Here is a 15,814-nt window from a genome sequence, read left to right on the forward strand (position 1 = left end):
TGACCTACTGAACGGCCTGCGCGCTCTCCCGCTCAACGACGACCTTCGAGTCGTCCGTCGTGTACCTCAGGACCCCGGGGGGGTACCTGCACGCGCGTGGGACGACATACGGGCGTCCGACACGTCAGATCTCTGGCTGAGGAGCACCCCCACGCGCGTGGGGACGACACCTTCAATCAGCCGAACTACGTCGGCGAGCTTGGAGCACCCCCACACGGGTGGGGACGACCCGACGGCCTGGAGGTTGCGGATGGTGAACTGGGGAGCACACCCGCACGCGCGGGGACGCGTTCAGCGACGCTGACGCTTCGACGCCGGCCGGAGCACCCCCACGCGCATGGGACGACAGCAGGTACAGCTTCGCGTTGCTGATCGTCGTGGAAACACACCCATGCGTGGGACAACAAGACCGTCTTGGACCAGTACTGAGTGGTGTCCGGAGCACCCCCACGCGCGTGGGGAGGACTCGGCGTCGAACACGCCGTTGGTGAAAGTCTTGGGAGCACTCCCACGCGCGTGAGGACGACGACACGACCGCGCCAGTGTCCATGTTGAACCAGGAAGCACCCCCAACGCTCGTAGGACGACAGCATGTCGTACATGGCGCCGAGCGCTTCCATGGGAGCACCCCCACGCGCGTGGGGCGACACTGGCGAGAGCGGCCTGACGATCGAGGCGGACGGAGCACCCCCACGCGTGGGGGCGACGACACCGGTACCACCGAGCCGTTCGACCACATTGGAGCACACACGTGGGGACGGCCGGATGGCGGAGAACCAGGGCAAGGTCAAGGCGGGAGCACCCCCACGCGCGTGGGACGACCGGCGACAAGGCGGCCAGTACCAGAAACTGACGGGAGCACCCCCACGCGCGTGGGGACGACACCTTGGTCCACACCCGCAGCGGGTCGCCCTCCGGAGCACCCCCACGCGCGCGTGGGGACGACGTCGAAGACGATGAACGTTTCCTTGCCGCCGTCCGGAGCACCCCCACACGCGTGGGGACAACGCCTCGCGGCCTGTGAATTCTTTCATCGCCTCAGGAGCACCCCATAAGCGTAGGGACGAAATCATCGTGCTGATCGCCACCAAAACCACCTGGGGAGCACCCCCACTCGCGTGGGGCGACATGACGACGCCCATCCGCCGCGACCTCACGGCCGGAGCGCCCCCACTCTCGCGTGGGGACGACCCGTTGAAGCGCAGCCAAACCGCCCTGCCGGGAGCACCCCCACTCGCGTGGGGACGACCTGCATGACAGCCTGGCGGCGGCGGCCATATCGGAGGCACCCCCACGGGAGACGACTCCTGCACCGGGTCCGTGTCCGCTTTTGGAGCACCCCCACGCGCCTGGGGGCGACTCACGACACCGTCGGCAATTCGAGCAGGACGACCGGAGCACCCCCATGCGCGTGGGGAGGCCCTCGGAGCTTCGCCGCGGCGTAGGTCTCCAGCGAAGCGCCCACGCGTGTTGGGGCGACGCGCCGGACACCGCGCCGCCCAGGTGCCCGAGCGGAGTACCCCCCACGCATGTGGGGACGACGTCTTGCCCGACAACACCGCGCCGTGCCAGATGGGAGCACTCCCACGCGCGTGGGGACGACATCGCTGGCGCGGTCATGGGCGACCCGGAGGGGGGAGCACCCCCACGCGCGTGGGGACGAAGCGCAGGACGACACCGACGACTACGCGATGAAGGGAGCACCCCCAGGCGCGTGGGGACGACCGGTCGTTGCGGACGCCATCTTGTACTGGACCGGAGCACCCCACGCGCGTGGGGACGACAAGACGCCGTCGATCTCGTGGCGGAACAGGGCCAGAGCACCCCACACGCGTGGGGACGACCTGATGCGGCCGCAGAAAGTGAGGCAAGGGGCCGGGAGCACCCCCACGCACGTGGGGACGACGCGACAACGAACCCGGACAACCCGGCACATTGGGGAGCACCCCCATGCGGGTGGGGACGACAGCTCCCGCATCTCGCCGATCAGCAGCAGGTTGGGAGCACCCCCCGGGAGTGGGGACGCGAAGCGCTACTCGGAGCGCATCGCCTCGGTCGGAGCACCCCCACAAGCGTGGGGGACGATCGCCTAATGGTTGACGGCCTAATGGTTGTGGAATGCCTCGCTGTTCGCGGAGCACCCCACGCGCGTGCGGACGACGTCAGTTTGCCGCAACCGCGGCCGCCGCGTACGGAGCACCACCACGCGCGTGAAGACGACTCGTTGCCTAGCTTCTGCAGGTGATCGCCGTATGTAAAACCCCCCAAGCGCAGGGACAACCGGGCTGCGCCGAACAGGGCGTCCTCAGCGTCTGGAGCACCCCCACGCGACATGGGGACGACGATCGCGCCGAAGCCCGCATACGTGAAGACGGTCGGAGCACCCCCACCCACGTCGGGTCGAACTCGCTCATCGAGCTGCGCCGGATCGCGAACGCCGGAGCACCCCCACGCGCGCGTGAGGGACGACATCTGCGCGGCGACCTCGTCCAACGCGCCCCAGGGAGCACTCCACGTTTATGGGGACACCCCCACGTTTATGGGGACGACGAAGGCGCAACGCAGTTCGTGTCGCAGCTTCCGGAAGACTGACCCCCGGTGGATCTTTGAATTTTGACCCCTCCGTTCTGATGATCTTGGAGGGTGTTGAGCGTGGAGGACTGGGCAGAGATCCGTCGTTTGCACCGGGCGGAGGGGGTGCCGATCAAGGAGATCGTCCGGCGGTTGGGGGTGGCTCGGAACACGGTGCGGGCGGCGTTGGCGTCGGATCGGCCGCCGCGGTATGAGCGGCCGGCGCGTGGGTCGGTGGTGGATGCGTTCGAGCCGCGGATCCGGGTGTTGCTGGGTGAGTGGCCGCGGATGCCGGTTCCGGTGATCGCGCAGCGGATCGGCTGGCCGTATTCGTTGTCGCCGTTGAAGAAGCGGCTGGCGCAGATCCGGCCGGAGTACGTGGGGATCGACCCGGTCGACCGGGTCGTCTATGAGCCGGGGCAGATCACGCAGTGCGATCTGTGGTTCCCGCAGCCGCGGATCCCGGTCGCTGCGGGTCAGGACCGGGTGTTGCCGGTGCTGGTGATGACGCTCGGGTTCTCCCGGTTCATGACCGCGACGATGATCCCGACCCGGCAGGCCGGGGACATCCTGTCCGGGATGTGGCTGCTGATCTGCGGGATCGGGCGCGTCACCCGGACCCTGGTCTGGGATCGGGAGTCCGCGATCGGCGGGACCGGCAGGGTCAGCGCCCCGGCGGCGGCGTTCGCCGGGACCCTCGCCACCCGCATCCAGTTGGCCCCGCCCCGCGACCCGGAATACAAGGGCATGGTGGAACGCGCCAACGGCTATCTGGAGACGTCGTTCCTGCCCGGCAGGCGGTTCACCTCACCCACCGACTTCAACACCCAGCTCGGTGACTGGCTGGGGAGCACGGCGAACACCCGCACGGTCCGCTCGATCCATGGCCGGCCCGTGGACCTCCTCGAAACGGACCGCCCGGCGATGCTGCCGCTGCCACCGGTCGGGCCGCAAGTCGGTTTGCAGCAACGGATCCGGCTGGGCCGGGACTACTACGTGCGGGTCGACACCGTCGACTACTCCGTCGACCCGCGTTTCATCGGCCGGTTCGTCGAGGTCACCGCCACGGCGCATCTGGTGACGGTGTCCTGCGACGGCACCGTCGTGGCCCGGCACGACCGGTCCTGGGCCAAACACGGCGTGATCACCGACCCGGGCCACGCCGCGACCGCGAAGCTGATGCGCCACGCCCTCGCCGAAGACCGCCAACGACGCCTCGCGGCCACCCGCCACCACGGCGACGGGCATCCGGTCACCCTGCGGGCCCTGCACGACTACGACGCCCTGTTCGGCGTCGACTTCAACCCAACCACCAGCACAGCAACGAGAGCGAGCAGCGAATGACCACCACCAAGACGAAATCCCAGCAAGCCCAGCCCACCGGCCCCAGAAACGGGCCCGGCGGCGGGATCAAGGACGGGATGCCGTCGATGATCGCCTACCTCACCCGGGTCCTGAAGACCCCCACCATCGGCGCGTTCTGGGAAGAACTCGCCGGTCAGGCCCGGGACGAGAACTGGTCCCACGAAGAATATCTGGCCGCGCTGCTGCAACGCCAGGTCGCCGACCGCGAGTCCAAAGGCACCGTCATGCGCATCCGCACCGCGCACTTCCCAACCGTGAAAACCCTCGAGGACTTCAACCTCGACCACCTGCCCTCACTGCGCCGCGACGTCCTCGCCCACCTCGCCACCAGCACCTACGTCGCGAAAGCCGAGAACGTGATCCTGCTCGGACCACCCGGCCTCGGCAAAACGCACCTCGCCATCGCCCTCGGCGTCAAAGCCACCCAGGCCGGGCACTCCGTCCTGTTCGACACCGCCAGCAACTGGATCACCCGCCTCGCCGAGGCCCACCACGCCGGACGTCTCGAAGCCGAACTGAAGAAGATCCGCCGCTACAAACTGATCATCATCGATGAAGTCGGCTACATCCCGTTCGACCAGGACGCCGCGAACCTGTTCTTCCAACTCATCGCATCCCGCTACGAGCAAGGCTCCGTCATGGTCACCTCGAACCTGCCGTTCGGACGCTGGGGCGAGACCTTCTCCGACGACGTCGTCGCCGCAGCCATGATCGACCGACTCGTCCACCACGCCGAGGTCCTCACCCTCACCGGCGACTCCTACCGCACCCGCCAACGCCGCGAACTCCTCAACAAAGACAACCGCACCAACCACAACTGACCAACCACCGGAGGGGTCAAAATTCCGGAACCCAAAAGGGGTCAAATTTCAAAAATCGGCGACAGTTCGGAGCGTACCCCCAGGGAGCACCCCATGCGCGTGGGACGACGGCGCGTGCTCGCGCAACGCCTCAACGATCTTCGGGGCACCCCCATGTGCGTGGGGACGACTTGTCGCGGCCCTTTTGGGTTGTGAAATCCCAGGGAGCACCCCCACACGCGTGGGGACGATACCTTGGTCCAGACGCGGACCGGGTCGCCTTCCGGAGCACCCCCGCTCGTATGGGGACGACTCACGCCGACAGCATCTCTCAACGTTCGTATTGGGAGCACCCCACACACGTGGGGACGACAGCTCCTCCGCCTCCGCCCAGGTGCGCTGGGGCATCCCCACGCGCGTGGGACGACGACGTGAACAACAAGCCCATCGTCGGTCCGGGAGCACCCCCACGCGCGTGGGGACGACATGTCGCCCGCGACCTGTGCGGTGCCGCTGGGCAGAGCACGCCCACGTGCGTGGGGACGACGATGCCAACGACGGGCGAATCTGGACCCCCCTGGCGACACCAGAGGGTCAGTTTTCAGCCGGCGCCGACAGGCGGACTTTCTCGCTGAGCATCGGCCGGCGCGTCGACGGAGCACCCCCACGCGCGTAGGGACGACTGCTCCCGGTAGTCCTCAGACTGCCGCCACGCGGGCGCACCCCCTACGCGCGGTGGGGACGACTGGCGGAACCGACCACACCGACCCCGGTCCGAACGGAGCACCCCCACGCGCGTGGGGACGAGCGGCAGCGGCCCGCCACCTCTGGTTCTTGATCGGAGCACCCCCACGCGCATGGGGACGACGTCCGCGACGGGCGGCTCGTCGCCCGGCCCAGCGGAGCACCCCCACAGGCGTGGGGACGCTGACGCGAACGGCGGCTACCTCGTCCCGTTCACGGGAGCACCCCCACGCGCGTGGGGACGACATGCCCACTGCGGCGAACCGCGACCCTGAGGCGGGAGCACCCATACGCGCGTAGTGACGACACCGTCGACGAGGCAACCACCACCATCAAGGCGGGAGCACCCCCACGCACGTGGGGACGACCCCGGCTGCTACCTCGTCGTCGAGGACACGATCGAAGCACCTCCACGCGCGTGGGGACAACGACACCGGTACCACCGAACCGTTCGACCACATCGGAGCACCCCCACGAGCGTAGGGACGACCCGATCACCTGGATCGTTCTCGCGATAATCACTGGAGCACCCCCACGAGCGTAGGGACGACTACTCGCGCCGGTCGGCTTCGTCCAAGCGCCGGGAACATCCCACCCCCGAGGGGACGAAGCCGTCGACGAGGCCACCACCGCCATCAAGGCGGGAGCAGCCCCACGCACATGGGGACGACGGCAAGACCACGGACACGCTCAACCGGAACGTCGGACCCCCGGCGTGGGGACAACCCAGTGACGTTCGGCCACGGTCCGCACCTCTGTGGAGCACCCCTACGCGCGTGGGGATGATGCGTACGCGATGACTTACGGGGAATGGCCGCACGGAGCACCCCCACGTGCGTCGAGGACGACCTGATCCTGACCGACGAGATGTGGCGGTTCCTGGGAGCACCCCCACGCGCGTGGGGACGACTCCTGGACCTGGACGGGGTCGGTGCCGACTTCGGAGCACCGCCACACGCATGGAGACGACAGGTCCTCAATGGTTTGCGCGAGCGTGACCACAGGAGCACCCCACGCGCGTAGGGACGATCCGGACAGCGCCGACGCTGCCCAGGTGGAGTCTGGAGGCCGGAGTACCCCACGCGCGTGGGGACGACGCGACGAACCCGGACAACCCGGCGCACTGGGGAGCACTCCAATGCGCGTGGGGACGACGACTTCGTGAGCTGCGGCTCCAGAGATCAAGTCGTGCGATTTGCATCGGTACATGGTTGCACGTGCCGTTTTGACCGTGCTGGCGAACTTGGACGTCGCCACGTTGACGCAAAGTAGGCGATCTTGGATACCTGTATGATTCGACCTCCTCACCATCAGCCACGCGCAGGATTGATTCGAGAGCGGCGGCATGGTTAGGTTTCCCGGTTGACGGGACCGCTTACTAGGAAAGTAGAGCGAGGAAGCTTCTCGTGTCGAGCACGGAACCGTCTCCCCCACTGCCCGACCTTCGAGCTTTCTGGGGTAAGGCGGGTCGAGCAAAGCATGGCGTCCCAACGGTCCCCCATCCGCTCGTCTGCCATTTAATTGACACTGCGATCGTCGCCGATTTGCTGTACCCGGTCCTGGTTGGTCCACGCTGCCGAGAAGAACTGGAGACGGCTTTCCAGCCCGTGGGCGGCAGTCGCACCTGGACCGCCTTCTTCTGCGGATTGCACGACCTCGGCAAACTGTCACCGGCGTTCCAGTCGCTTCGTTGCGACATCGCCGTCCGTGATCTTCCGGACTACGTGGCAGATGATGTACAGCGAGTCGAAGCGGACAAAACACCAGCGCGGCGCACGGATACTCCGCATGGGGAACTGACCGCGATTCATCTCGACCGGATGCTACAAGCGTGGGGCGCTCCACGGGTAACAGCGTGGACCATCTCCGATGCCATCGGTGGTCACCACGGCATCTTCGCCAGTCCGGCCGTACGGAAGCAGGCCCGAGGAAGAATTCGTCACCACGGCCGCGACCGTTGGGCGGTCTGGGCCGACATTATGGCTGGCGTGGTGGCCGCCGAGCTCGGGCTTCCGGAGCCGGCGAGCCTGTCCTGGGAGCAGGTGCATCTCACGCCAGCCGGGACAGTAGCGCTGGCCGGCCTGACGGTCATCAGCGACTGGCTCGCCTCAGGGATGGTCGCCCCGGATGACTTTGCCGGCACCGACGTTGACCTGCCTACCTACACGGAGCTGAGTCGGGCCCGGGCAGAGGACACAATAGCTCGACTCCGATGGGAGAACTGGCGCCCGCCGTCGGACACCAGTTTCCACGGGTTGTTCGGACGCGAGCCGAGGCACGTCCAGCGTTTGGTCGAACAGGCCGCGAACTCGGTGACGATGCCTGCGATCGTGGCCATCGAGGCGCCGACCGGCGAGGGCAAGACCAAGGCTGCGCTGCAGTACACGGCGACGGTGGTACGCCGCTTCGGGTTGGCCGGGTTCTACCTGGCCATGCCCACGCGAGCCACCAGCAACCAGGCGTTCGCCGAGGTCCAGGACATGGTTGATCCGCAGGTGCAGGTGAAGCTGCTGCACGGTACCGCTGCCGAGTTTCTCGCGGCCGAACGTCGCCGGACCCGGGACGCGGAGGTGGACGAGCTGAGCCCTTCGGGCCTCGGGATCGACGAGCCAGCCGGCGACCAGGATGACCGGGCTCGCGAGTGGTTCACCAACCGCCGTGGATTGGTGGCGCCGATCGCCGTCGGGACCGTCGACCGACTGGAGCAGGTTGCCATCCGCTCGTGGTTCGTCACCCTGCCGATGGTGGGGCTGTCCAACCGTGTTGTGATCGTCGACGAGATTCACTCCTACGACACTTACATGTCGACGGTGCTCGACCGGGCCCTGCGCTGGCTGGGCCGGCTCGGAGTTCCCGTGGTGCTGCTGTCCGCGACGCTCGCGGCAACTCGGCGCGATGAGCTGATTCGGCAATGGCAGTCGGGTGCGCTGAATTGCCTCCCCGAGGAGGTCCCCGCCGGCCACGTGGTCGAGCCGGACGCCTCAACAGCCGCTTATCCTCGGGTCACGTGGGCCGACCCGTCGGGCGCAACCACCCGAAGTTGCGCGCCATCACCGCTCAACAGTGGTCGCACCATTGCGTTGTGCCGCCTCGACGACACCGACCTGGTCGAGCAGGCGCTGGCCTGGGCCGCTGCCGGTCAGAGCGTCGCCGTGATCAGGGGAACCAGACGCCGGGCCGAGAGCGTCCGAGCTGCGTTCGAGCGAGCCATCGCCAACCTGCCAGCGGCTGACCGTCCTGAGCTGCTGTTCCTCATGGGCGATGTCGCTGACCGGCTTGAGGTGGAGCGGCGGCTGTTCGCCCTATTCGGACGGGGAGCGCACCGTCCGGCGAGCGCGATTGTGGTTGGCACCAGCGTCCTCGGCCTGAGCCTTGATCTCGACTTCGACGTGATGGCCAGTGACCTGGCCCCAGTCGACGCCCTCATCCAGCGGGCCGGGCGTCTCCACCGTTTCCGCGCCATCACACGACCGCCGGTGCTGGCGATCACCGGCGTCACGGACACTCGGTCCGGCCCGAACATCGGACCTGGAATTCGCCGAGTCCATGCGGACTGGCTCCTCCTGAGGACGTGGGCGCTGCTGCGTAACAGGACTGAGCTACGCCTGCCCGACGAAGTCCCCGACCTCGTCGACGCCGTCTACGGCGATCCGGACGCCGTCGCCTGCCCACCCGAATGGTCTCCCCGCGTTCGGACTGCTGCGCTGACACTGGCACGGGCCGCGACGGCCGACGAGATGAGGGCGAGAACGATCCACCTTCGGCCGCCTCCGCCACGGGCAAGTACATCGTTTCCGTACGAGTTGACCTTCCATCCGAAGAGCGCGACCCAGACCAGGAAACCGGACGGACGAGCAAAAACCAAGTGAAGCCAACAGGGCCGCGAGCCAACACGATGCACCAAGTCAGTGCAAGGCAAGCCTGAGAAGAGCCGCGACAACACCGGAGACTGCAAGAGTCACCGCCGAGATCTTCGCGATCGACTTCAGACGAAGGCTGAAGGCTAGGGAAAGTCGCATGGAAATCGAAACACCTTCGTGTTCCTCAGCCGGGAGTCGGGGAACACGAAGATCGACCCGAACGGACGACTGGAATTGCCGCCGGCGCCCAGGCCGCGGTGCACGAGCACTTCCCATCACAGCACTCCAACCGTTTCGCAAGCTCCTAACGACAACGGTATGCTTACCGCCGCATCGCCCGGCGCGCGCCGGCGCTGTGATGGGACATACCGAACGTCTTCGATATTTCCTGCTTAGCGGGGTGATCCACTCCTAACGTCGACGGCTTCGGACACTGTTTGTCCCGTCCCCGCGAAGGCGGGGGTGGATGAGTGAAGGGCCACTCAGAAAAACGGCAATCACCCGATCGAGTGATACGCGACATCACGGTCAAGTCCAACTCGGTTTCGAGAGGAAGACGTGATCTTCAACCTGACGACGGAGCCATGGATCCCGGTCACCGACCTCGACGGGAATGCCCGAGAGGTCGGCTTAGCCGAGATCTTTACCCGATCGCACACATTCCGACGGATCGTCGGTGAGACACCGCCGATGACCGCAGCGCTGTACCGGTTGGTTCTCGCGCTTGCGCACCGGATGTACGGACCACGGGACACGGGCGATTGGGCGGGCCTGTGGGAAGGCGGGGTGCTGCCGCCCGCTCCGGTGCAGAACTACTTCGCCCAGTGGAGCCAGCGTTTCGACCTGCTCGATCCGCATCGGCCGTTCTTACAATGCGCTGCGGTATCCACTTGCGGTGCGTCAAGTGCCGCCAAACTCGTGCCGCACCGCTCGACCGGCAACAACACGACACTCTTTGACCACACCACCGCGTCCGACATTGTGGAGTTGACGGCGGCGGAGGCATCCCGCTGGCTGGTGACCGTCCAGGCTTTCGACCCCGGCGGGTTGAAGACGCCGTACCGCCGCGACAAATCCTCCGAAAAGGCCCCGTGTAACCAGTTTGGCGTGGCGCTCGTAGAGGGGGCCACGCTGCGCGAGACACTCCTGCTGAACTTGGTTGACTACGACCCGCGGGACGAACGACCGCACACCACCACGACCCGCGCCGACCGGCCGGACTGGGAGGCGGACACCCCGCAGGATCCGAATCCGGACCAACGACCGCCAGTCGGCTGGACCGATCTGCTGACCTGGCCGGCCCGCCGGATCTGGCTGTCACATCACATCCGCGACGGAGCCCCCGTCATTGACGGTGCTGTGATCACTCCGGGGACGAAAGTCAAGGTTGACGGCCTGGCCGAACACGAGTGGATGGGGGCGTATTGGCGGCCCGAACCACCACGGAAAACCGAAGGCAAACGCGCGATCCGGCGTAAGTCGACACCGGTTGGACCCCTGTTGGCGGTACGACTAATGCCTGGACGGGGACTTTGGCGGCACGCACGGGAACTACTCCTCGCCGCGCCAGAGGGGTCAAACCGCCAGCGGCCGTTGGCGCTGGATCGGATCGCCGAACGCTCCGAGGCAGGCTTTCTGCCGCCTGATGCTATGTACACCCTGCGTGTCTTCGGCCAGCAACTCGACCCTAAGGGCGCGATCGTTCGCGGTGTCTTGGAAGAGTCAGTTGCCGCACCAGTTGCCCTGCTGCGCGCCAAGGAGCCCCGGATCGAACAGATCCTCGGCTACGCCGTGGGACTGGCTGACGACATCGGACGTGGACTGCGCGTCCTGGAACGTGATTACCGGGCTGCGATGCGAGCCGCACCGTCCGAGGACCTGGTGCGGGGGTACTGGCCGCGATTGCCCCAGCCGTTCGACCAGTTCTTGCGGGAACTTGCCGAAGCGATGAGTACCGGCCGCAGCGAGCTGCCCGCGGCGGATACGTGGGCCAGGGCGGTCCGGCGTATCGCGGACACGGCTGCGCAGCGCTGGGCGGAGGGTTCTCCTCGACCGGGCCGGACGCTGATGGCCGTCGGCGAATGCTACGGCCGGTTCCAGGGCCTGGTGGCCCATCTGGTGTCGGTGTACCACAGCGAGGTGGCCGCGTGCGCCACCTGGGAGGAAGCGGCATGACCAGCGACGGCAACTCTTATTTCGACCGGCGCCGACGGTTCGTCCAGGCCCTGTACGGGCTGAACGCCGCGCTGAGCCAGGAAGGCCCCGCGGTGGCTAAGGCGAGACAGAAACTCGCCAAACTCCGGAGAAGCTTCTCCGGACCGCAGCGCGAGGTTGAGGCGTACAGCATCGTCTTCCCCTTCGATCCGCCCGCGGCGGAGCAGCGGGCTTGGCTCCTGGTGGCCGGGCTGTTCGCCCTGCACCCGCAGCCACCGACCGCACGCTGGCGGTCGGTGGGCGGAGCTATGCAGGTGCTGGCCGCCGGCGGGCGGGGCGATCCCGCACGGCGGCGGCTGGAGCAACTGCTGTCGGTCGGCGGGCGGGACCTACCGCACTACCTACGTCAGGTCATGACACTGCTGCGCTCGGCCGAGATCACCCTCGACTTCCACATGTTGCTGGACGACCTGGTTGTGCTGCTCAGCCACGAGTTCACCGCCGATGCGGCGCACACGGTCCGGCTTCGCTGGGCCCGTGACTTCTACCGCCCCCAACGCCCCGCCCGAGGCACCGATCAGTCCGACACGCCCGCGGCTGCCTCCGCCGAACCTGCTACCGCCTGACCTGTCAAGGAGCGTCGTGATCATCGAGTTGCACCTGCTGCAGTCGTTCCCGGTAAGCAACCTGAACCGCGACGACGTCGGCCAGCCCAAGACCGCCACATTCGGCGGCCATCCTCGGGGGCGGATTTCCAGCCAGTGTATGAAGCGCTCGGCTCGGTTGCTGTTTCAGGAGTACGGTCTGGCCCCTGACGAGACTGGGGTGCGCACCAAGCGGCTGCTGCAAGATACGGTACAAATCCTCGTAGCTGCGGGCCGGGACCAGCAGGCCGCGGAAGCCGTCGTCGAGCAGGCCATCGTCGCGTTCGGGTTTCGGTTGGCCGAGAAGAAGCTCACCCAATACCTGCTGTTCGTTGGTCGGCAGGCAAGCGAACTGCTGGCCGAATACTGCGGGCGGGACTGGGACAAGCTCTCCGCAGCAGCGGTGGCCGCTAGCGCCGCGCCGAGAAAAGCCGCTTCGAAGGCGAAGACCGGCGAAACCGATGCCGACGACCGCTCATCGAAGGTTCGGCCGGACAAGGCGACCCTTGCCGAAGCGCGCCGGATCCTCGACGCGGGCCGTGTCGCTGACGTGGCCCTGTTCGGCCGGATGATCGCCGACAACAAGGATTTCAACGTAAACGCTGCATGCCAGGTCGCCCATGCCCTGTCGACTCATGCCGTTGTCAACGAGTACGACTACTACACAGCGGTCGACGACCTGAAGCCCGACGACGAGTCCGGCGCCGACATGATCGGTACCGTCGACTTCAACGCTGCCTGCTACTACCGGTACGCCAATCTCGACCTCGGTCAGCTCGGGAGCAACCTGGCCGGCGACAGCGACCTGGTCGCCCGGACAGCCCAGGCGTGGTTGACCGCGTTTATCAACGCTGTTCCCAGCGGCAAGCAGAACTCCATGGCCGCAAGGACCATGCCTGAAACGCTGCTGACGGTGGTCCGCAACCGTGGTGCGTGGAACCTCGCCAATGCCTTCCTCAAGCCCGTCGACAACGGCGATTTCATGACGAACTCCACGACCCGGATGCTGTCTCATTTCGGCAAGTTGCAGCGGTTCTACGGCGGCGAGGGGGTCCACGCGATCGCCGCGTCGGTCACCACCGACCTCAGTGACGCCGGTGCGGCCGGCGACTTCGACGCCGAGATCGCCGGCACCGTCGATGACCTGATCTCCCGGACGCTGACCGCCGCGCAGGTCCGGCCGTGACCATCCGGTGCCTCGCTCTATGCCTGGATGCACCCATGCAGTCATGGGGGCTGCGCGGACGGGCCACCATCCGCGACACCGCCACCGAGCCCACCAAGTCCGGCGTGGTGGGCCTACTGTGCTGCGCCCTCGGCGTGAGCCGCGACAATGAATCTGGCATAGCCCGGCTCGCGGCGCTACGGATGGGCGTTCGGGTCGACCGCGAGGGCATCCTCGAACGCGATTACCACACCGTGCAGAACGTGCCGACGACCAGCGGCTCCGGGCACCGGACCATCGAGAGCCAGCGGTACTACCTGGCCGACGCGCTGTTCCTTGTTGTTCTTGAGGGAGAGCCGGAGCTGCTCGACACGCTCAACCGAGCGGTGTTACAGCCTCATTGGCCGCTATACCTGGGGCGTAAGGCATTTGTCCCGTCTCGGCCGCTGGTCGTGCCTCCGGTCGACGGAGCGGCTCGGCCGCTGTCCGGCGCCGGGCTCATCGCCGAAGAGCTGGAGGGCGTCCTCGCTGGGCATCCGTGGCTGGAAAATCGGGCCGATGTCCGGGTCAGGGAGCGTCGACGAGCGCAACGCACCCCGCTGAGAACGGTCGTCGACTGCGACCAGGCGCATCCGCTGGCCGAACTGAGCTATGACTACCCTGTCAACTTCGCCCGCGACCGCAGGACGTTCCGCGCCCGGACGTTCCTGCGTGGGCAGGTCCCGCTCACGGATGGCATGATCCCGCAGGAGGCGGACGCGTGTACCTGAGCAAGCTGGTCATCGATCCCACCTCCCGCGAGTTTCGCCGCGACTACGCTGACGTCCGCGAGATGCACCGAACGGTAATGTCCGCCTTCGGGGAAGTCGCCAACGACGAACCCGCGCGGCAGGCGCACGCGGTCCTGTGGCGACTCGACAACGCCCAGCGCGGCTTCACGCAGTACGTCCAGAGCGGCAGCGAGCCTGACTGGAGTCGGCTGCCGTCCGGATACGTCAGCGGTGCGCCTGAAGTCCGCAGCATGCAGCCCGTCCTCGACGCCATCGCCCCGGGCCGGCGATTCGCGTTCCGGCTGGTCGCCAATCCGACGCGCACGATCGCACGGGTCGACGCCCCTCCACGCCTCGACGGCAAACGTCCGCAGGGCCGCAAGGTGCCCCTACGGAAGCCTGACGACCAGGTCTGCTGGCTGGTACGGCAGGCCGAACGCTGCGGCTTCATCATCCCGACAGGCGCCAACGGCCAGCCCGACCTGGCGCCATCGCCATGCCCAACGTCAACGGGGCGGCGCCGCGCCGGCGATGCCGGCTCGATCACGGTCGAACCGGTCCGGTTCGAGGGCCACCTCGTCGTCATCGACACGGCGTTATTCACCACTGCTATCCGCGATGGCATCGGCCGAGCCAAGGCGTACGGATGCGGCATGATCAGCCTTGCCCCCGCCCGGACGCCAACATGACTCCTCAACTCGATCCAGATACCTACTGAACAAAATCGGCTCCTATGGCAGACAAATCTGCAGGTCATGAAGTGACCCCTGAGGCGGGCCCTGGATGTCGATGCGCCGAATGCCGACAGGGTGTCTTCCCCACGCGCGTAGGGGTGCTCCCGTCTGGACCGGCGCGATCCGCTCGGGCAAAACGTCGCCCCCACGTGCGCGGGGGCGACATCCTCGCACTCTCTCCCAAGCACGGGCCGGAGGGAGCACCCCCACGCGGGAAACACCGAGGTCGGCGTCCCGCAGCGTGATCGGAGCGGCCCCCCGCGCGTGGGATAACTCCTGGACCTGGACGGGGTCGGTGTCGACTTTCGGAGCACCCCACACGCGTGGGGACGACGATCGGCCCATGCGCGCGACCTCGGGGATAAGTGGAGCACCCCCACACGCGTGGGGACGACGATCGGCCCATGCGCGCGACCTCGGGGATGAATGGAGCACCCTCACGCGCGTGGGGACGACGGAGGTGACGCGGACGTAGATGCCTTCGCGGCCGGAGCACCCCTCACACGCGTGGGGACGACTACGCACCGGGCACCCTCACGCACGCTCTGAAGGGAGCACCCCCACATGCGTGGGGACGACCTCTCCCATAGGTTCACGTCGGCGAAGAACGCCGGAGCACCCCCACACGCGTGGGGACGACGTGCCGAAGTCGAGGTTGACAGTGGTCGCGGAGGGAGCACCCCCACACGCGTGGGACGACACTTCGTGAGCTGCGGCTCCAGAGATCAAGTCGTGCGATTTGCATCGATACGCGGTTGCGCGTGCCGCGTGAACCGTACCGGCGGACTCGGGCGTGCCACGCCGAAATTGTAGGCGATCTTGAATAGGTTGTTCCAGGAGGAACATCCCCGCGCGTGTGGAGACGACATCGGCTCGGCCGTCTCCTTGACGGGGGACCAGGGAGCACCCCCACGTTTGTGGGACGACCTCCACAGCGACCACTACCCGCACGGAGCGCTCCCACGCGCGTCGGGAAGACAGGTTGAGCACGGTCTGCACGACGGCCC

8 protein-coding genes are annotated in these 15,814 nt (G+C 67.1%); all 8 read left to right on the forward strand.

Translation table 11 applies throughout. From position 1 onward, the window contains the following. Positions 1–2,643 precede the first annotated feature (2,643 nt). Positions 2,644–3,915, forward strand: coding sequence for an IS21 family transposase (istA, locus tag Dfulv_RS40090; RefSeq protein WP_259858826.1), 1,272 nt, complete (start codon positions 2,644–2,646; stop codon positions 3,913–3,915). Positions 3,916–3,992: 77 nt separating this feature from the next. Continuing rightward, complete coding sequence (gene istB / locus Dfulv_RS40095) at positions 3,993–4,757, forward strand: IS21-like element helper ATPase IstB (RefSeq protein ID WP_259867330.1); 765 nt, start codon at positions 3,993–3,995, stop codon at positions 4,755–4,757. Between the two features lie 2,129 nt (positions 4,758–6,886). Beyond that, positions 6,887–9,349 (forward strand): CRISPR-associated helicase Cas3', encoded by a 2,463-nt coding sequence (gene cas3 / locus Dfulv_RS40100; RefSeq protein WP_259859028.1) that lies wholly within the window; start codon positions 6,887–6,889, stop codon positions 9,347–9,349. Positions 9,350–9,898: 549 nt separating this feature from the next. Then, positions 9,899–11,515 carry a type I-E CRISPR-associated protein Cse1/CasA gene (gene casA, locus Dfulv_RS40105; protein ID WP_259859029.1) on the forward strand — a complete coding sequence of 539 codons (1,617 nt, stop codon included), beginning with the start codon at positions 9,899–9,901 and terminating at the stop codon, positions 11,513–11,515. Then, on the forward strand, positions 11,512–12,120 hold the full coding sequence (casB, locus tag Dfulv_RS40110; RefSeq protein ID WP_259859030.1) for a type I-E CRISPR-associated protein Cse2/CasB: 609 nt from the start codon (positions 11,512–11,514) through the stop codon (positions 12,118–12,120). Before casA ends, casB begins: the two co-directional genes overlap by 4 nt. A 16-nt stretch (positions 12,121–12,136) precedes the next feature. After that, positions 12,137–13,324, forward strand: a complete 1,188-nt coding sequence (gene cas7e, locus Dfulv_RS40115) for a type I-E CRISPR-associated protein Cas7/Cse4/CasC (RefSeq protein WP_259859032.1) — start codon at positions 12,137–12,139, stop codon at positions 13,322–13,324. Then, entirely contained in the window at positions 13,321–14,073 is a 753-nt protein-coding gene (gene cas5e, locus Dfulv_RS40120; protein WP_259859033.1) for a type I-E CRISPR-associated protein Cas5/CasD, read from the forward strand. Before cas7e ends, cas5e begins: the two co-directional genes overlap by 4 nt. Further along, positions 14,064–14,762 (forward strand): type I-E CRISPR-associated protein Cas6/Cse3/CasE, encoded by a 699-nt coding sequence (gene cas6e, locus Dfulv_RS40125; RefSeq protein WP_259859034.1) that lies wholly within the window; start codon positions 14,064–14,066, stop codon positions 14,760–14,762. The genes cas5e and cas6e overlap by 10 nt, the downstream gene beginning before the upstream one ends. Positions 14,763–15,814: the final 1,052 nt, after the last annotated feature.

This window comes from Dactylosporangium fulvum (assembly GCF_025137375.1).
GTDB lineage: Bacteria > Actinomycetota > Actinomycetes > Mycobacteriales > Micromonosporaceae > Dactylosporangium > Dactylosporangium fulvum.

Coding starts and splice junctions, on each gene's coding strand:
- istB (WP_259867330.1), top strand. CDS start 3,993: ATGCCGTCGATGATCGCCTACCTCACCCGGGTCCTGAAGACCCCCACC.
- casB (WP_259859030.1), top strand. CDS start 11,512: ATGACCAGCGACGGCAACTCTTATTTCGACCGGCGCCGACGGTTCGTC.